Origin of the sequence: Dyella sp. SG562 (assembly GCF_011759495.1) — a bacterium.
Classification (GTDB): domain Bacteria; phylum Pseudomonadota; class Gammaproteobacteria; order Xanthomonadales; family Rhodanobacteraceae; genus Dyella_D; species Dyella_D marensis.
Genome location: NZ_JAAOYS010000001.1, coordinates 111,860 through 130,869, shown reverse-complemented (window position 1 = coordinate 130,869; position 19,010 = coordinate 111,860). Strand labels below are relative to the sequence as shown.

The following is a 19,010-nucleotide window of genomic DNA, read 5'->3' as shown; positions in this document are numbered from 1 at the left end:
GCCACAAAAGAAAAAGGCCACGCCCTTCGCCGGGCGTGGCCTTTCCGTTATTGCCGGCAGCGTAGGTTGGGGTGAGCGCAGCGAACCCCAACATCGACCGCCGTCACGCGTATCGCATCGTTGGGGTTCGCCTGTGGCTCACCCCAACCTGCATTTTCAGTGCTGCTTGCCGTGGCCGTCATGGCCATGGTCGTCGTCATGCCCATGATCGTGATCGCCATGCGGATCGAACATCGCCGGCGCGAACAGGTCGAGTACGAAGCCGTCGTGGTCCGAGGCGCCGATCGCCTTGGTCCAGTCCGGGGCGTTCGCGGCGTCGGCTTCGGTCTGCGCGGGTGCGTCGAGGTCGGCGCGGCCGTACTGCATGTGCAGGAAGCGGAACTGCGCGGCGCGGTTCAGCAGGGCATGGTCGAGCACCTGCACGGTCGGCACTTCGCGGCCGGAGTTGCCGCTGCCGGCCTGCGTATAGCCCTGGATCTCGCCGAAGTTCTCGGTGAACAGGAACGAGTAGCGATCGTTCTCCGGCACCGATTCCACCGCATTCCACAGCGCCGGGCGCACGATGTTCTGGCCCAGCTTGAGCTGGTTCTCGCTGTCCTTGTACTTGCCCGAGACCAGGCCGACCACGTCCACCCAGCCATCGCTGAACTGGTAGGCGTTGAAGTCGCCCACCACCAGCAGCGGCTGCGAGGGATAGCGGGTCTGCAGTTCCTGCACCTGCTTGGCCAGCGATACCGCCTGCGTGTAGCGCTTCAGGCGATCGCGCACGGCGGTGGCGTTGTCCTTGTCTACATTGGTGCGGGCCTTCGGGTGCACCGAGATCACGTGGAAGCGCATGCCGCGCACTTCGGCCGTCAGCAGCAGCGGCGGATGGTCGTGGACGAACGCGGTGCTGCCGTTGTCGTTCCAGGTTTCGTCCGCGCCGAGCTGGCGCACCGACTGCACGCGAATGCCGCGGTCGGCGCGCACCAGGAAGCCGACGTTGATGCCGCTGGGGTCATGGCCCGGCAGCAGGTAGGCGTCGTACTTCACCGGATAGTCGTCGCCCAGCTGCTTGGCCAGGCCCTGCAGCACGGCCAGGCTCTTCACCTCTTCGGTGGACAGCACGTCCGGCAGCTTCAGCACGCTGCCGACATAGGCCGACAGGCGGCGGGTCTTCAGCGCCACCTGGTCCGGCGTCGGCTCCTTGCTGTCGCCGCTGCAGGTGAAGGTGGTGTTGAACTCGCTGTCGCAGAAGCGCTCCATGTTGAACGCGCCGATGCGCAGCGCGAACGGCGGCTTCGGCAGCACGGGGCGCGGCATCGGCGCGGCGCGCTTCACTTCGATCCTGGTCGGGATGAAGGTGTAGGCGCCGAAGTCGTACGAGATGATGCCCTCGGCACGGAAGGTGGTGCCGGCGACGAACGGGGTGTTGACCGGCACGGCGCCGAAGTCGTCGGTGTTCATCTTGAACACTTCCGGATTGCCGCTCCAGTTGGGCAGGCTGACGCCGGCCGGCACCGGCACGCCGAAGCGCACGCCCGGCTGGCGCAGCGAACGCTTGCCGTTGGCGGTGATGCTCACCTCGGCGAACGGCTCGGTGCTGAAGCGCTTGTTGCCCGTGTTGATCATGCCGTCCTCGATCACCACGCGCATGCCCACGAAGCACTGGAAGTTGGTGGCGCCGCAGGACAGCTGGTTCGGATCGGACGACGGCGTGCGCGCACCGAAGATCACCGCCTTCGGCAGCCGCGCGCCATGTGCGGTCACGGTGACGGTAGCGTTCTTCAGTTCCGTCAGGTGGTAGTAGTTGTCGACCTTGGCGGCCACGTCCACCACGTCGCCCACAGCGACCGCCGGCTTGGACGAGGTGAACACGTACACGCCGTTGGAGGTGAGCGGATCGGCATCCACGCGGTTGTCCGGCGTCTGCATGGTGAAGCCGGCCGGGCCCACCGCGGTGACGATGTTGCCGCTGGTGATCACCGACTTGCCCAGCAGCGGCGAGCTCTGCTCGCGGCCCTGGATCTGCCAGATTTCCGCGGCGACCGGGATGTCGTACAGGATCGCGCCGATCGCGCTGTCGCGCGCCAGCGTGGCGCCGCCGGTGACCTGGTCGAGCTTGACCAGGAAGGCCTTGTCCGGCGAGCCGGTGCTGCGGCCGTGCACCAGCACGTTGAAGCTGGCCTGGGTCTGGCCCGCGGCGATGTTCAGCGTGGTGTCGACGGCTTCGTAATCGCCGGCGGCGACGGTGGCGCTGTCGTCCTGGGTCGCCGCATGCACGCTCACGCCGCCGGCCGGGGCCGGCTGGTTGAGCGTGACGGTGAACGGCATGGTGACGTTGGCGGCGCCGTGCACGGTGGCGCTGGAGTCGGCGATCGACAGCGACAGGTTCATCACCGCGCAGGCGCTGGCCGCGTTGTGCGGCGCGGTGGGCGTGACCACCACGAAGTCGGACTGGTTGTCGCCGGTGTTCTGCGGCAGGCCGGCGCCATTGGTCTTGCGGCCGTAGCCCTTGTCCGCATTGGTGCTGCCCAGCGAGGTCAGCGGCGTGCCGGCCTTGTAGGCGGAGCCGGCGGAGAGGCCGACCTGGTCGACCAGCTGGCCGCTGGCGTCGAGCAGGGCCAGGCCGCCGTCATCGGTGACGCCGGTGCTGTATTTCAGGTCGCCCACGACGCTGCCGGAGTAGCCGCCGCTCGCGCTGTTGGTCAGCAGCAGGTGGCAGCCCGGCGCGATCGACGTGCCGCTCGGAAAGGTCAGGCGCGTGCCGGTGGTGCCGCTCGCGTTCGATGCATTGAATTTGTAGCCGGAGACGTCCAGCGCGGTGGCGCCGGCGTTGAACAGTTCGACGAATTCGTCATTGCCGCCAGCAGGGCCGCGGACGCGGAACTGGCTGATGCTGAGGTCGGCCGCCTGGGCGGTGGCGATCGACGCGATTGCTAGCAACGCGGCCCATAGGGCGCGCCGGGCGTGCTTTGCTTCCATTGACCCACTCCCTTGTTGAAGGATCCGGATGGATCCTTCCGGGGAAAATAGCAATTTATTGCGACAGAATTGCTAATGGGGGTCTCAGTAGGGAGGGGTGCCTCTTGCTCGTCATCCCGGCGCAGGCCGGGATCCAGTGGCGATCACGCCTGGTTTTTGCGGTGCCGCGGACTGGCCGCTTATGCAGCGGGCATTCCGTGCGCCTGCCGGCGCCCGGGTCACTTTCTCTTTGCTGGCCCAAAGAGAAAGTAACCAAAGAGAGAATGGCCTTAGAGCAACGGCTCGCGACGCGACTAGAAGGAGCAGTGAGCGTCTGTGGTAACCGGATTAACCAGAGTCGACACGGGCCAGGGCGCGTTTACGTGACGCGCTCTTCAACGTGCCGTTGCGAAGAGGACGTTCAAGAACCGCGGCCAGCTTTGGCTCTTCGTTCCTGCCTACCTCACGCCATCACCCCTCTCCCCTCCGGGGAGAGGGCAGGGGGAGGGGCCGGGGCTCGCCCAGATTTTTATTGAGCAAAAGCGTTCGCGTTTTTCCTTTCAACCCGCTGGCAGCTGCTTGGTGCCGAAAATCTTGTCGCCCGCATCGCCCAGGCCCGGCAGGATGTAGCCGTGTTCGTTGAGGTGGTCGTCGATGGCGGCGGTGTAGATCTCGATGTCGGGGTGGGCGGCCTCGATGCGCTTCAGGCCTTCCGGTGCCGCGACCAGGAACAGGCCTTTGATGCGTTTGCAGCCGGCGGCCTTGAGCATGTCTACCGTGGCGACCAGCGTGCCGGCGGTGGCGAGCATGGGGTCGACGATCAGGGCGATGCGTTCGTCCATGCGGCCGGTCAGTTTTTCGTAGTAGGCGATGGGCTTGAGGGTTTCCTCGTCGCGTTGCAGGCCGACCACGCTCACCTTCGCCGCGGGGATCAGGTCCAGCACGCCGGGGAGCATGCCTAAGCCGGCGCGGAGGATCGGGACGATGGTGATTTTCTTGCCTTTGATCTGGTGCACGGTGAGCGGGCCGGCCCAGCCGTCGATGTGCTTGTCCACCGTCTCCAGGTCCTTGGTCGCCTCATAGGTGAGCAGGGCGGCGACTTCGGAGGCGAGTTCGCGGAATTCCTTGGTGCTGATGCCGGCGCGGCGCATCAGGCCGAGCTTGTGCTGGATGAGCGGGTGGCGGACTTCGACGAGCTTCATGGGGGCGTCCTGCTTGGCGGAATGCGGGGATTATGGCGCAGCGGGAATGATTCGTTTCCCCCAAAAAGCAAAGGCGCCGCTTCCTCGAAGCGGCGCCTTGCGGCGATACACCGGTGCAGGAGTTTTACGGGCTCGCCGCGGCGCCGCCGCTCAGACACGAGCTCATGAACTTTTTGCGGTCGTCGCCCTTCAGGGTCTTGGCTTTCGTATCCGCATTGCAGGCCTTCATCTTTTCCTGCTGGGTCATCTTCGCCGGTGCGGCGGCTTCGCCCTTCAGGCAGCTGCTCATGAAGGCCTTGCGCTCGTCGCCCTTCTTGCCGGTCGCCTGCTTGTTGCAGTCGGCCATGCGCTGCTGCTGCGGGGTCAGTTCCTTCTTGGCCTGCGGGGCGGCGAAAGCGGTGGCGGAAATGGCGAGGGCCAGGGCGAGGCTGGCGGCGGTCAGGCTGAAACGCAAGAACATGCGGGTACCCTCCTGGAATGGACCGGCGAGTGCCGGTGGGCGCAAGTCTATGCCGCTTGCCGCGCTTGGGTAGAGGGGGAACGCCGGGCTCCGCGCCCGGCGTTCATGCGGCAAGCTCAGGCCGCTTCGGCCTTCAGCTTGCGTGGGCCCTGCTGCAGCGCCTGGCGCACGTGGGCGACCACCAGGTCCACCTCGGCGCTGGTCACCTTGAAGTGCGGGGTGAAGCGCAGCGAGTTGACGCCGCCGTGGATCACGCCGACGCCGCGCTCGCGCATGTATTCCTCGATCGAACCCGCGCCGTAGCACTTGAACTCCGCCGACAGCTCGCAGGAGAACAGCAGGCCGGTGCCCTGCACCTTGGTGATCAGGCCGCCGAGCTCGCCCTTCAGCGCGTTGAGCTTGTCGACGAATTCCTTGCCGCGCTCGCGGATGTTGGCGCGCACCTCGTCGTTGAGTTCGTGCAGCGTGGCCAGCGCCACGTCCAGCGCGCGCGGGTTGGCGGTCATGGTGTTGCCGTAGATGCCCTTGCGGTACAGGCCGGCGGCGCGCTCGTTCACCGCCAGCACCGACAGCGGATACTGGCCGGCGTTGAGCGCCTTGGAGAAGGTTTCCATGTCCGGCGCCGGCAGCTTCTCGAAGCCGGGATAGTCGGTGAGCGACAGCACGCCGTGCGCGCGCAGGCCGGCCTGGATCGAATCGATCAGCAGCATCGAGCCGTGCGCTTCGGTGAGTTCGCGCGCGGCCTTGTAGAACTCCGGCGTCACGGCGCGGCCGGGATCGCCTTCGCCCATCACCGGTTCCAGGAACATCGCCTCGATGAACCAGCCGTGGCGGTCGGCATCGGCGAACGCGGCTTCCAGCTGCGCCACGTCGTACGGCGCCACCGTGATCAGGGTGTCCTCGTGGCGATAGCTGGCCAGGTGCTGCTGGTAGGTCTTGCGCGTGGAATCCGAATACAGCGCGGGTTTCTCGGTGCGGCCGTGGAACGCGCCCTTCACCGCGAGGCGCTTGATGGTGCGGCCGGCGTAGCGTGCGCCCGGCTCGGTCATCGCCTTGGCGTTGACGTCGGCGATGCGGCAGGCCAGCGAAACGGATTCGGAACCGGAGTTCAGGCACAGGTAGCGCGCATACGGATTGCCGCCGCGGTGGCGGCCGAGCTCGCGGTCCAGCGCCTTGGCAAAGCGCATCTGCGAGACGTTCGGCGTCATCACGTTGGCCATCACCTGCGGACGGCTCATCGCCGTGCGGATCGCCTCGTTGTTGTGGCCGAAACCGAGCATGCCGTAGCCGCCGTTGTCGTGGATCACCGCGCCCTTCAGCGTGACCACCCACGGGCCGCGCGCGGCGGCGGGCAGATAGCGGTTGATGCCGTCGTCGGGATAGAAATTGACGAAGCCCGCCTGCGCCACCTGCAGCTGCTCGGCTTCGTCGAGCTTGAGGAAGTCGGCCAGCTCCGCGCGCAGCGCGCGATGCTGTTCGAGCGCTTCGCCGATGGCCTGCGCCAGTTCGGGGTGGCTGGCGGCGAAGCGTTCGACGGTGGCGTCGTCCAGGCCGGTGGTCTGCGGCGCGCCGCCGAAATCGCGCAATTCGCGCAGCTGATCGATCACACCCATGATGACTCCTCCTCAAGGTACGCAAGCGCCGTCGGGGATGGCGCTTCCTGCCAACATCGCGATGAATGCTCTGGCGGGAGCCGATGACGATCATCTTGCGGCGATCGGAAACTCCCGCTCAGTCGAGCGCGCCGCGCATGTTTCTGCGCCAGCGATTCACCGAGGATAACCCGCCTTCGTCAGCGCCGTAACCCCGGGGGGAGGGGCCGGATGACGGCTGTCACGTGCGCGGGCTGACGTTGGCGAATGCCCGCCAGCCCTTGCGATGCCTAGCATTCCGGGCAAAGGAGGGAGACCCATGAACACGAATGCTTCACCCATCGCACGCCTGTCGTCCGTGGTGAAACGCTACGGCAATCACACCGCCGTCAACGGCCTGGATCTGATGCTGCATCGCGGCGAAATTTTCGCGCTGCTCGGCCCCAACGGCGCCGGCAAGAGCACCACCATTTCGATGCTGCTCGGCCTGGTGCGGCCCGATGCGGGCCGCGTCGAACTGTTCGGCGAAGATCCGCAGCAGCTCGTGGCGCGCCGCCGCATCGGCGTGATGCTGCAGAGCGCGGCGCTGCCGCCGACCTTGCGCGTCGGCGAGCTGCTGCGGCTGACCGGCAGCTATTACCCGGCGCCGCGCGACCTGCACGAAACGGCGGAACTGGCCGGCGTCACCGACTTGCTGAAGCGTCCTTACGCCGCGCTTTCGGGCGGACAGCAGCGCCGCGTGCAGTTCGCGCTCGCGCTGTGCGGCCGCCCGGAGCTGCTGTTCCTGGACGAACCCACCGTCGGCATGGACCTGGAAGCGCGCCAGAAGCTGTGGACCGCGGTGCGCCACCTGGTCGCCGAGGGCGCCGGCGTGGTGCTCACCACGCATTACCTGGAAGAAGCCGAAGCGCTGGCCAGCCGCGTCTGCGTGATGGCGCGCGGACGTGTGCTGAGCGAGGGCAGCGTGGACGACCTGCGCGCACGCGTGGCGCTCAAGCGCATCCGCTGCATCACCCGCCTGCGCGCGGCCGACGTCGCCGCCTGGCCGGAAGTGGCCGAGGCGCGCGACGAAGGCGAACGCCTGTGGCTGTCCACCGACAGCGCGGAGATCGTGGTGCGCCGCCTGCTCGACGCCGACGCGCAGCTGGGCGAACTGGAAGTCCAGCGCGCCGGCCTGGCCGAAGCCTTTACCGAACTGACTCGCGCCGCCGAGGCGCCCACCGAAGACAACCGCGAGGCCGCCTGATGAACGCCGTCTCTTCCGCCATGCCTGCCGCATCCGCCTCGCGCGAGATGGGTTTCAGCCGGGTGCTCGGCGCCTACCTGCAGGAAGCGCGCGCCGAATGCCTGCGCTATCTGCGCAACCCGGGCTTCATGATCCCGACCCTGATCCTGCCCACCGCGTTCTATCTGATGTTCGGCATTCTGATCGGCCGCGCCAATGGCCCGGATGCGCCGCGCTATCTGCTCGCCGCGTATGGCACCTTCGGCGTGATGTCGCCCGGCCTGTTCGGCTTCGGCGTGGCCTTGTCGATGGAGCGCGACAACGGTCTGCTGACCTTGAAGCGCGCCTTGCCGATGCCGCCGGGCGCGTATCTGCTGGGCAAGGTAGTGATGTCGATCTTCGCGGCGGCGGTGGTGTCCTGCATCCTGGTGCTGCTGGCCACGCTGGTGGCCCATGTGCAGCTGTCGGCGGCGCAGACGGCCGGGCTGTTCGCCACCAACCTGTTCGGCGCGCTGCCGTTCTGCGCGATGGGCCTGATGCTGGGCATGTTCATCAAGGGCACCGGCGGGCCTGGCATCGTCAACCTGATCTACCTGCCGATGGCTTTCATGTCGGGCCTGTGGTTTCCGCTGTCGCTGATGCCCAAGGCGGTGCAGCAGATCGCGCTGGTGCTGCCGCCGTATCACCTCAACCAGGTGGCGCTGAACGTGGTAGGGCTGGGGCTGGAACCGGTGTGGCCGCACGTGGCGGCGCTGGCGGCCTTCACGGCGGTGTTCCTGGCCATCGCCGTGCGCCGCCTGCGGCGCCACGGTTGAAGTAGCATGCGAAGGGCTGCGCAACCGCCGGTTGCGCAGCCGGATGCCATGAAGACGTTCGTTGTCACGCGACCTGCGGGGAGGGTCACCGCCATGCTCCAACTGCTCCGCTCCTGGCTGACGCCGGCGCCGGATTCGCGCGTCGCCGCGATCCAGCGCCAGGGCAAGTCGGTGTGGGCCGAGGGCGTGCACCTGCTGTGGTCGGTGTGGGTGTTCATCACGCCGGCCATGGGCAGCCACTACGACCTCCGGTGGGTGCTGCTGACCCTGCTGTCGTATCCGCTGTTCCTGCTGATGTTCGCCAAGTCGATGCTCGCCTCGCGCCGGGTCGCCCCGCGCTACGCGCTCGGGCTGGTGGCGATGAGCATCGCGCTGGCGCCGTGGTACCCCAGCGGCATGGCGTACTTCATCTACGGCTGCGTGTCGTACAGCATGGCCAGCGCCAAGCGGGTGGGGCCGCTGCTGCTGCGCCTGATGCTGGTCAACGTGGTCTATGTCGCGGTGGCCAGCACCGTGGGTTATCCGTGGCAGGCGCTGGTGTCGGTGCCGTGCATGACCATCATCATCGCCATCATCACCCACGTCGAACGCATCGCGCACGAGAAGGACGCAGCGCTCAAGCTGTCGCAGGAAGAAGTGCGCCGGCTGGCCGCCACCGCCGAACGCGAGCGCATCGGCCGCGACCTGCACGACCTGCTCGGGCATACGCTTTCGCTGATCACGCTGAAGCTGGAGCTGTCGCGCAAGCTGTTCGACCGCGATGCGGACGCGGCCAAGCGCGAAGTGGCGGAAGCCGAGCGCGTCGCGCGCCATGCCCTGGCCGAAGTGCGTTCGGCGGTCACCGGCATCCGCGCCACCGACCTGGCCGCGGAACTGGCCTCGGCGCGCCTGCTGCTGGAGTCCTCCCGCGTGCACCTGGACTACGTGGCGCCGCCGGCCGATCTGCCGACGGAGATCGAGCGCGGCCTGTCGCTGGTCCTGCGCGAGGCGGCCACCAATATCGCCCGGCATGCGCATGCGAGCAAGGCGCGGATCGAGTTCGAACGCGACGCCTACACCTTGCGCCTGCGCGTGAGCGACGACGGCCGCGGCGGCGTGGGCGAGGACGGCAACGGCCTGTGCGGCATGCGCGAGCGCGTGCGCGCGCTGGCCGGGCATCTGACCATCGAATCGCCGCGCGGCCGCGGTACCGTGCTGCTGGTCACCGTGCCCCTGCCGCAGCCGAAGCTGCTGCCCACCGCCGCGCCGGAAACGGCGCCGCGCCAGCCGACGCGCGTGTGATGCGCCTGCCGTTCCAGCCCGCGCCGGATTCGCTGTACGTGCAGCTGCGCTCGCCGGTATTCATCGCGCGCTCGGCGCTGGGCCAGGCGGCGTGGATCGTGATGCTGCCGCTGATCCCCCTGGGCCTGCAGGGCTTCGCCTGGTCGTGGTTCGCGCCCACGCTGCTGAGCGTGCTGGTCTTTCTCTATCTGCACCTGCACGTGTATTTCGGGCCGCCGCAGCGCCTGCCCTGGTACGTGGCGGGCATGGCGGCGATGGGGCTGGGCCTGTGGATGGTCAATCCCATGGGCTTCGGCTATGTGATCACCGCCTGCACGGCCTTGTCGGCCACGCCGAACTTCCGCCTGTGGCTGCGCGGCGTCGCGCTGTTGACCGTGCTGTCCATGACGATGGCGTGGCTATGGGTGGATGCACCGCTGTGGATCATGCTGGTGGTGGTCGTGGCCGGCGTGCTCGGCGGCCTCAGCAACTTTCACTACATCAACAACCTGCGCAAGGACGCCGACCTGCGCCTGTCGCAGATCGAAGTACGCCGCCTGGCCACCCTGGCCGAGCGCGAACGCATCGGCCGCGACCTGCACGACCTGCTCGGCCATACCTTGTCGCTGGTGGCGATCAAGTCCGAGCTGGCGCGCCGCCTGGCGCTGGAAGATCCGCCGCGCGCCCAGCAGGAAATGAGCGAAGTGGAGCGCGTCGCGCGCCACGCGCTGGCCGAAGTGCGCGCGGCCGTCACCGGCATGCGCCGCAGCGACCTGGCCTCGGAAATCATTTCCGCGCGGCTGATGCTGGAAGCCTCCGGCGTCAGCTTCGAAGGCGAGTGGCCGGAAGGCATCGCCTTGCCTGCCGCCGTCGAGGCGCCGCTGTCCCTGGTGCTGCGCGAAGCAGTCACCAATATCCATCGCCACGCCCGCGCCACCGCGGCGAGCGTGCGTTTCGTCCATGACAAGACAAGGTTCCAGATGCAGATCAGCGACAACGGTTGCGGCGGACTCGCCGCGCACGGCAACGGCGTCAGCGGGATGCGCGAGCGCGTGCGGTCACTGGGCGGCAGCCTGGAGATCGACTCGCCGCGGCGGCACGGCACCACCTTGCGCATCGACGTGCCGCTGGCGAAAGCCGCCGTGGCCGCGCCGCGGGGACTGCCGGAGGGCGCCGCATGATCCGCGTGCTGCTGGCCGAAGACCAGGCGATGGTGCGCGGCGCGCTGACGGCGCTCTTGAATCTGGAATCGGATATCGAGGTGCTCGGTTCCGCCCCGGACGGCGAGGCGGCGTGGCGCGAAGTGCAGCGCCTGAAGCCCGACGTGCTGGTCACCGATATCGAGATGCCCGGCATCACCGGCCTGGAACTGGCGCAGCGCATCCAGCGCCACGAGCTGCCGATGAAGGTGATCATCGTGACCACCTTTGCGCGTCCGGGCTTTCTGCGCCGCGCGCTGGATGCGGGTGTGTCCGGTTATCTGCTGAAGGACGCGCCGGCGGAAAACCTCGCCGAGGCGCTGCGCATGGTTCACCGCGGCGGCCGCGCGATCGATCCGCAGCTGGCGCTGGAAGCGTGGTCCGAAGCGGATCCCTTGAACGACCGCGAGCGGCAGGTGCTGCGCCTGGCGGGCGAGGGGCAGTCGGCGAGCGAGATCGCCGCGCAGCTGAATCTCTCGCACGGCACGGTGCGCAATTATCTTTCCGAAGCGATCGGCAAATTAGGCGTGGCCAATCGCATCGAGGCGTATCGCCTCGCGCGCCAGAAAGGCTGGCTGTAAGAATTATTCGTACGCATTAAAAAAGTGCTTGCACGAATAATCTTGCTCGCGTAATGTTCGCGCCTCGCCAATACCGGCGACAAGCATTAACTGAAAAGGCCAGGATCAAACCATGTCGTTCCACGTCATTCACCGCCAGCTGCCCTCGCGCGATCGCCGCGGCGCGCTGCCGTGCGTGCGGACGAAGGAAGGCCGTTTCATCCACACCGACTGATCCCACGCTTGCGCGGAGATCGGTCACCCCGATCTCCCGAGGCAAGGCGAACGCCCTCGGGTCCATACCCGGGGGCGTTTTGTTTTCGGCGTTCGCAAGGAAGCGTTCATGCACCGAAAGGTGATGACGGCACTGATCATCGGAAGACCACTTCCGCCCTGAAGCATCCGGCCGCGCCCCGGCCGAGGCAGGGGCGGCCGCGAGCGGCGCTCAGGATGCGCTGTGCCTTGATGCTTCGGCACGGGCGGACGGGTGATCGGCAAGGTCTCAACAGCATTCGGGTGCGTGGCACCCACACGCATGACCGGTTGGCGACAGCCGGCCATACGAAGCATCGCCACGACAGGCTCCAGCGGTACGGGTTCCAAGCCCCGTCCGGTGCGCGCGGCTATGCCGGCAGCGTATGCCGGGCCTGCACGTTCGGTGTTTCGCAAAGACGTTAGCTCAGTCGGGTAGAGCAGTGGCTTCGGTTGCCATGTGACACCGGTTCGAATCCGGTACGTCGCTGATTTGGATAGCTCAGTCGGGATAGAGCACTGACAACAGATGTCGGTAGTCGCGGGTTCGAATCCCGCTCCAAAACCACGGGAGCGCAAGCTCCCTCACCAGGAAGCGCCCCGCGCGGCGCGGATGGTTTCATCAAGGACGATGAGCCATCGGCGCCGCAGCGCCAGCCACGCCGGACCGTCGTCCCGATAACGGGCCGATGGCCGCCGGCAAGCGGCCGGTTCGCCGTGCCGCGGACGGTGTCCGTCGCCCCGAAGGAGGCGCGACGGTCCCGCGTCGCCAGCGCCAGGGGTGCTTCCACCCTATTAATGACATCGGCCATGAAAAGGTTTATGGCCGATTATCCCGCGAGGGAGGGCTTTCTACGCCCCGCGGATTATCAAACAGGATTTTCGCGCGCCCCGGTCCGTCCGTGCGAAAGGCATTAATCGAAGGCGGCCCGCATTAAGGGATAAAGGAGTCATTCCCATGTTCTGGATCAAGCAAATCGTGGTCGGCGACGGCGAGCGCGGTTTGCTGTACCGCAACCGTCGACTGCAGCGCGTGCTCGCCCCGGGCCTGTACCGCTATTTCGATCCGCTCAACCGTGTGGCTGTGGTGCTGCACAACGTGGCGCGGGCCGAATACGCCGGCAGCGACGCCGAGGTGCTGATGGCGGGGATGGATACGCGGCTGGCGCCGCGCTTCCTGATCGCCGACGTCGGCGTGGACCAGGTCGGCCTGGTGCTGAAGAACGGCAAGCTGGAAGACGTGCTCGCGCCGGGTACCCGCAAGCTGTACTGGAAGGAGCTGGTGCCGGTGGAAGTGCGCCTGCTGCCGCTGGCCGGCACGCTGGAGGTTCCGGCCGACGTGGCCAACCGCCTGCGCCAGCTCGGCGTGCTGTCGAAGATCGCCCTGGTGGTGGAGGTACCGGCGGAATCGGCGGGCCTGCTGTTCCTGGACGGCAAGCTGGTGCGCACGCTGGCGCCGGGCAGCTACGCGTTCTGGCAGTTCAGGAAGAACGTGGCCGCCGAGGTGATCGAGCTGCGCGTGCAGTCGCTGGAAGTGTCGGGCCAGGAACTGCTGACCCGCGACAAGGTGAGCCTGCGCGTGAACCTGGCCGCCAGCCTGCGCGTGACCGACCCGGTCGCCGCGCGTACCAAGGTGGCCAAGTACGGCGACTACATTTATCGCGAGCTGCAGTACGGCTTGCGCAAGGCGGTGTCGTCCAAGACGCTGGACGAGTTGCTCGGCGACAAGGCCTCGCTCGATGCCGACATCTTCGCCTACGTGTACAGCCGCGTGGCCGAGCTGGGCGTGGAAGTGCTGGGCGTCGGCATCAAGGACGTGATCCTGCCGGGCGAGATGAAGGACATCCTCAACAGCGTGGTGCAGGCGGAGAAGGCGGCCCAGGCCAACGTGATCCGCCGCCGCGAGGAGGCGAACGCCACGCGTTCCCTGCTCAACACCGCCAGGCTGATCGAGGAAAGCCCGGTGTTGATGCGCCTGAAAGAACTGGAGGCGCTGGAGAAGGTCACCGAGAAGATCGACAAGCTGACCGTGTTCGGCGGCCTGGATGGCGTGCTGAAACAGCTGGTGACCCTCAAGGAGTAAAACAGCCGGTGCGGCGAAAGGAATCGCCGCAGCGGCCCTTAAGGAACGATAAGCATGAGTAGCGGAACTTCATATCAATTACTGCACGCCGAAGGTGCCAAGCCGATCAAGGGCTGGGTCGACGGCGTGCCGCTGGAAGCGCAGGCGCATGCGCAGCTGCGCAACATCGCGGCGCTGCCGTTCGTCGGTCCGTGGGTGGCGGTGATGCCCGACGTGCACCTGGGCAAGGGCGCCACGGTGGGTTCGGTGGTGCCGACGCGCGGTGCCATCATTCCGGCCGCGGTCGGCGTGGACATCGGCTGCGGCATGGCCGCAGTGCGGACCACGCTGCGCGCAGCGGACTTGCCCGACAACCTGGCCCATTTGCGTTCGAGCATCGAGCGCGGCGTGCCGGTGGGCAATGGCGAGCACCGCAGGATACCGGACGGCATCGGCACGCGGCTGGTGCAGTCCGGGCTGGCGCAGCGGCTGGAGCTGATCAAGGCGAAGCACCGCAAGATCCGCACCGACAAGATCGAGCGGCAACTGGGTACGCTGGGCGGCGGCAATCACTTCATCGAGCTGTGCCTGGACGAAGAGGAGCGCGTGTGGGTGATGTTGCACTCCGGTTCGCGCGGCACCGGCAACCTGATCGGCACGTACTTTATCGAGCGGGCGCGCGAACAGCTGGCGCATCGCGTGCTGGGCTTCCACCTGCCGGACCGCGACCTGGCCTTCTTCATGGAAGGCGAGCCGCTGTTCGACGATTACGTGGAAGCGGTGTCCTGGGCGCAGGACTACGCCCGCCACAACCGTGAGGCGATGATGGCGCGGGTGCTGAACGAACTGCGCCACCGCCTGCCGAAGTTCCAGCTCGACAAGCAGGCGGTGAACTGCCACCACAACTATGTGCAGCGCGAGACGCACTTCGGCGAATCGCTGCTGGTCACCCGCAAGGGCGCGGTCAGCGCACGTGCGGGCGAGCTGGGCATCATCCCCGGCAGCATGGGCAGCAAGAGCTACATCGTGCGCGGCAAGGGCAACGCGGACAGCTTCCACAGCTGCAGCCACGGCGCCGGCCGCGTGATGAGCCGCGGCATGGCCAAGCAGAGCATCACCCTGGCCCAGCACCGCGAGGCCACCGCGCACGTGGAATGCCGCAAGGACTCCGGCGTGCTCGACGAATCGCCGGCGGCGTACAAGTCGATCGATGCGGTGATGGCCGCGCAGGTCGACCTGGTGGAGGTGGTGCATACGTTGCGGCAGGTGTTGTGTGTGAAGGGGTAGGGCCGATCGCCAGCCCGGCAGGTTGGGGTGAGCCATCGGCGAACCCCAACATGGCGTGGCGTATCGGTGCCGGTGTTGGGGTTCGCCTTCGGCTCACCCCAACCTACGTTTGGTTTTCGTCCTGCTTGCTAACATGTGGCGTAGGTTGGGGTGAGCCATCGGCGAACCCCAACAATGCGTGGCGCGTCGATGTGCTGGTGTTGGAGTTCGCCTTTGGCTCACCCCAACCATTCCGGCGCAGGGCGAATCATCCAGTGACGACAACGTCCGGTTGTCGCAAAAGCGCATAAGAATATGCCTTGGGACATGGCGCTCGATGTGGCGCCCTGCTACTGGATTCCGGCCTGCGCCGGAATGACGGAGTAGGAAGGTGTGCGCACACTTGCTGCGTGGGGTGCCTTTGGGATGGTGAGGAGCGTTCGATGCATTTGAATTGGACAAGGGCAGGGCATTGGCTGATGGCAGCCTTGCTTGCTGGCGCGCTTGCTGCCTGCCAACCGTCCACGCCGCTGCAGCACGACGCCTACGTCTGGCAACGCCAATGGAACCCCGCCGTCACTTCTGCGCTGGCGCAATCGGCCGACGTCATTCGCGAATGGCGCGTGCTCGCGGCGCAGACCGATGCGCGCGGCGAGCTGCAGCCGGTGACGATCGATCGCGCCGCGCTCGCGGCAACGCAGCGGCCGGTGGTGCTGGTGGTGCGTATCGATGGGCAGCTGCCGCAGTGGGATGCGGACAAGCTGCTGGCGCAGACGCTGGCGCTGCGCGCTGCGTGGAATGGCGTGCCGCTGGCCGGCATCGAGATCGACCACGACTGCGGCACGGCGCGCCTTCCTGCATACGCGGAATTTCTCGCTCGACTGAAGCACGCACTTGGCATCACGCCGCTGTCGATCACCGCCTTGCCTGCGTGGCTCGCCTCCGATCAGCTGGAACATGTCACGGCGCAAGTCGACGAAGTGGTGCTGCAAGTCCACGCCGTGCAATCGCCCCGCGCCGGCCTGTTCGATCCGGCGCTCGCCCGCGCCTGGATCGACCGCTACGCCGCACGCGCCAGCAAGCCGTTCCGCGTCGCGCTGCCCACCTACGGCTCGCGCGTGGCCTGGGACGAGAACGGCCGCGTCGTCGCCATCGAAAGCGAAACACCGCTGCTCGCCGGCGGCATGGAGGCGAGCGAGCTGGTCGCCGCGCCGGCGGAGGTGGCGAAGCTGCTGGCGGGGCTGCGCGGCGACCCGCCCAAGGGCATGGCCGGCATCGTCTGGTTCCGCCTGCCCACCGTGCAGGACGCGCGCGCCTGGAGCCTGCCGACCTGGCGTGCGGTGATGGCCGGCGCGCCGCTGAAGGAAATGCTGGCGGTGTTCTTCCAGCCCGGCGCCGCGCCGGGCGCGGCCGACGTCGTGCTGCGCAATGACGGCGAAGTGGATGCGCGCCTGCCGGCGCGCATCGAGCTGCCGGCGGCCTGCAGCATCGCCGACGGCGTCAACGGCTACGTGCTGGATCGCCGCGACGGCCGCCCTTTCTTGCGACGCGAGCGCGACGGCTGGCTGCGCGCGCATTACCAGCGCGCAATCGGCTGGGCGCGCTGCGGCGGCGTTTCGGAACAACCCACGCTGGCGCCCTGATCCGGCTATTCCGCTGCGGCGTCTTTCCCCGCATCATTCACCGTCTACTTGAGGGGACGGAGTTCCGATGTACAAGCGCCAATGGATTGCCGCCGGCCTGCTCGCCGGCATCGCCGCCGCCACGGTATGGGCCTGCGGCCCGGATTTCCCCAGCCAGCTGCTGGACCATCGCGAGCTCACCCTGAAGGCCACGCCGCAGAACAGCTTCGCCTTCGAGGCGGCCAGCCTGTTGCCGGCCACCGACAAGCTACCGGGCGACGAGCAGGGCGAGGCGCCCAAGGCCGACGACGCGGCGGCCATGGCCAGGTGGCTGGGCCTGGCGCCGGCGCAGTGGCAGCAGCTGGCTGAGCTGCGCCAGTTGCAGAGCGGCGCCGAGGTTTACGAGAAGGGCAAGGGCTTGCCGGAGGACTTGCGTCTGTACGCCGCGGGTGCCGCGGATTTCGAGATCGCGCAGGGCGCCTGCGAAGGCGACGGTGCGGCGAGCGAAGACGCGCCGCCGGCCGCCGCGCACTGCATGGTGTCCAGCGGCCCGGCGATGGACCAGGCCGTGGCCAGCTTCGAAAAAGTGCTGGCCCTGCCGCCGGAGCAGGCGAAGCTGCGCTCGGTGTGGGCGGCCTACATGCTCGGCCGCATCCATGCCGAGCGCGCGCTCGACCAGGCCGGCGATGCCGCTGCGTTCAAGCGCGAGCGCGAGGCCGCGGCCAAGGCCTTCCAGCAGGCGCGCGCGCGTGCGCTGGACGGCGGCAGCGACACGCAGGGGCTGGCGCTGTCCAGCTTCGGCGAAGAGGCGCGCCTGCATCTGTTCGTCGACGGCAAGCGCTGCGGCTGGAACGAGATCGCGGGGCCGGACAACGACTGCGGCGTGCGTCTTGCGCCGGACGATCTGAAGCACGCCATCACGCTGTATGCCGCGCAGGCCGGGCATGGCTCGGGCAGCGCCGTGCAGTCGCTGTCGATCCTGGCCAATACGGCGCTGCGCGACGACACGCTCGCCGCCGCCCTGATCGACCATCCGATCGCGCAGCGCCTGCTGGTGATCTATGCGCTGGCGCGCGTCGACGACGTGGTCAGCGAAGCGGCCGACGGCAAGAGCATGACCACCAAGCCCAATCCCAACCTGGTGGCGCTGGTGGCGGCGATCGAGCAGCGCGGGCTGGAGCATGTGGAAGGCGCCGACCGCCTGGCCGCGCTGGCTTATCGCGCGGGCCGCTACGACCTCGCCGCCAAGCTGGTCGACAAGGCGCCCGGCCCGCTGTCGAGCTGGGTGCGCGCCAAGCTGGCGTTGCAGAAGGGCGACCTCGCCGCGGCGACGGCGGCCTATGCCGAAGCGGTGAAGGCTTTCCCCAAGGCGAACGACCCGAAGGCCAGCATCGACCCGGACAACACCCATCTGCTGGTCGGCGAGCAGGGCGTGCTGGCGCTGGCGCGCGGCGAATACGTCGAGGCGATGGGGCGGCTGTACGACGCGGCGATCGCGGTGGGCGGCAGCGGCAACGTGTTCTATCCCGACGACGAAACCAGCGGCATCGGTTTCGGCAACGACGTGACTTACCTGGCCGAGCGCGTGCTCACCATCGACGAGCTGAAGAGCTTCGTCGACGCGCGCGTGCCGGCGTCCGCGCCGCCGGCCCCGGCCCCGGCCAAGGCGGGCTCCGCCGCGCCCAGCTACTACCCCGGCTCGGCGCCGTTCGGCGACACCCTGCGCTGGACGCTGGCGCGGCGCCTGATGCGCGCGGGCCGCTACGACGAAGCGCAGAACTATCTCCCGGCCAGCGGCGACGAGCGCTTCGGCAAGGACGACCTGCGCGCCAAGGCGCGCGAGTTCGCCCAGGACCTGCACGACGCCGAGCACGCCTGGACCGATATCGGCAAGGCCGAGGCGCGCTACCGCGCGGCGGCGATCCAGCGCGAGCTGGGCATGGAGCTGTTCGGCTATGAGCAGGGGCCGGACTACAACGACATGGGCGGCGGCTTCCAGGGCGGCAGCGGGCACAGCGCGGACGACCTGAAGCAGTCCTTCGTCACCGACGGCGAGCGCCAGCGCTACGCCGACACCGCGCCCAAGCCGGACCGCCGTTTCCACTACCGCTATCTGGCCGCCGACCGCGCGGCTACTGCAGCCGACCTGCTGCCGCCGCGCTCGCAGGCCTTCGCCGCGGTGCTGTGCAAAGCCAGCGGCTGGATGCTGGAAGGCCCGCCGGACTACGGCGATAACGGCGACGGCACGCCGCCGGTGGTGCCGCAGCGGCTGCTCAAGGCCAAGGCGCTGTACGACCGCTACGTGAAGCAGGGGCCGTACGTGCCCTGGGCCGAGAACTTCGGCGAAAGCTGCCCGGAGCCGGATTTCGCCAGCGCCCGGGTGATGCAGCGGCATCTTTATGTGATGAAGGCCAGGCGCGCGCTGCGGCATAACGTGCCGTTGCTTGCCGGCGGCCTGGTGCTGCTGATCGGCATCGCCAGTTTTGCCATCGTGCGCCGCCGTAAAAAGGCGGCCCGAACCGCCTGAAGCGTGCCGGCGCGGCCGGGCTGCG

13 protein-coding genes and 1 tRNA gene are annotated in these 19,010 nt (G+C 67.8%); 10 read left to right on the top strand and 4 right to left on the bottom strand.

The features are described from left to right. Window positions 1-156 precede the first annotated feature (156 nt). The 4 genes from FHW84_RS00565 to FHW84_RS00550 all read right to left on the bottom strand — a co-directional run bounded on the left by FHW84_RS00565 (window position 157) and on the right by FHW84_RS00550 (window position 6,218). Window positions 157-2,964: a lamin tail domain-containing protein gene (locus FHW84_RS00565; RefSeq protein WP_167252187.1), complete on the bottom strand. Its 2,808-nt coding sequence runs from the start codon at window positions 2,962-2,964 to the stop codon at window positions 157-159. Window positions 2,965-3,503: 539 nt separating this feature from the next. Continuing rightward, complete coding sequence (upp, locus tag FHW84_RS00560; protein ID WP_167252186.1) at window positions 3,504-4,145, bottom strand: uracil phosphoribosyltransferase; 642 nt, start codon at window positions 4,143-4,145, stop codon at window positions 3,504-3,506. Window positions 4,146-4,269: 124 nt separating this feature from the next. Further along, window positions 4,270-4,605, bottom strand: coding sequence for a PsiF family protein (locus tag FHW84_RS00555; RefSeq protein ID WP_167252185.1), 336 nt, complete (start codon window positions 4,603-4,605; stop codon window positions 4,270-4,272). 116 nt (window positions 4,606-4,721) lie between these two features. Further along, window positions 4,722-6,218 (bottom strand): aminotransferase class III-fold pyridoxal phosphate-dependent enzyme, encoded by a 1,497-nt coding sequence (locus tag FHW84_RS00550; RefSeq protein WP_167252184.1) that lies wholly within the window; start codon window positions 6,216-6,218, stop codon window positions 4,722-4,724. Window positions 6,219-6,516: 298 nt separating this feature from the next. On the opposite strand from FHW84_RS00550, the gene FHW84_RS00545 reads away from it, so the two are divergent. From FHW84_RS00545 to FHW84_RS00500, 10 genes are all read left to right on the top strand, one after another. Further along, window positions 6,517-7,443 carry an ABC transporter ATP-binding protein gene (locus FHW84_RS00545; protein WP_167252183.1) on the top strand — a complete coding sequence of 309 codons (927 nt, stop codon included), beginning with the start codon at window positions 6,517-6,519 and terminating at the stop codon, window positions 7,441-7,443. Beyond that, window positions 7,443-8,237, top strand: coding sequence for an ABC transporter permease (locus tag FHW84_RS00540; protein ID WP_167252182.1), 795 nt, complete (start codon window positions 7,443-7,445; stop codon window positions 8,235-8,237). Before FHW84_RS00545 ends, FHW84_RS00540 begins: the two co-directional genes overlap by 1 nt. Window positions 8,238-8,330: 93 nt before the next feature. Then, window positions 8,331-9,518, top strand: coding sequence for a sensor histidine kinase (locus FHW84_RS00535; RefSeq protein ID WP_167252181.1), 1,188 nt, complete (start codon window positions 8,331-8,333; stop codon window positions 9,516-9,518). Beyond that, on the top strand, window positions 9,518-10,678 hold the full coding sequence (locus FHW84_RS00530) for a sensor histidine kinase (protein ID WP_167252180.1): 1,161 nt from the start codon (window positions 9,518-9,520) through the stop codon (window positions 10,676-10,678). The genes FHW84_RS00535 and FHW84_RS00530 overlap by 1 nt, the downstream gene beginning before the upstream one ends. Further along, window positions 10,675-11,277, top strand: a complete 603-nt coding sequence (locus tag FHW84_RS00525; protein ID WP_167252179.1) for a response regulator transcription factor — start codon at window positions 10,675-10,677, stop codon at window positions 11,275-11,277. Before FHW84_RS00530 ends, FHW84_RS00525 begins: the two co-directional genes overlap by 4 nt. Before the next feature lie 647 nt (window positions 11,278-11,924). Further along, window positions 11,925-11,995 (top strand) — tRNA-Pro (locus tag FHW84_RS00520). A 471-nt stretch (window positions 11,996-12,466) separates the two neighbouring features. Further along, a complete protein-coding gene (locus FHW84_RS00515; protein ID WP_167252178.1) occupies window positions 12,467-13,591 on the top strand; it encodes a slipin family protein in 1,125 nt (374 codons plus the stop codon). 54 nt (window positions 13,592-13,645) lie between these two features. Continuing rightward, the gene (locus FHW84_RS00510; protein ID WP_167252177.1) at window positions 13,646-14,857 is read left to right on the top strand and encodes an RtcB family protein; all 1,212 of its coding nucleotides are present in this window, start codon (window positions 13,646-13,648) and stop codon (window positions 14,855-14,857) included. Between the two features lie 458 nt (window positions 14,858-15,315). Next, on the top strand, window positions 15,316-16,479 hold the full coding sequence (locus FHW84_RS00505) for a DUF3142 domain-containing protein (protein ID WP_167252176.1): 1,164 nt from the start codon (window positions 15,316-15,318) through the stop codon (window positions 16,477-16,479). 67 nt (window positions 16,480-16,546) lie between these two features. Then, window positions 16,547-18,985, top strand: coding sequence for a hypothetical protein (locus FHW84_RS00500; protein WP_167252175.1), 2,439 nt, complete (start codon window positions 16,547-16,549; stop codon window positions 18,983-18,985). Window positions 18,986-19,010 lie beyond the last annotated feature (25 nt).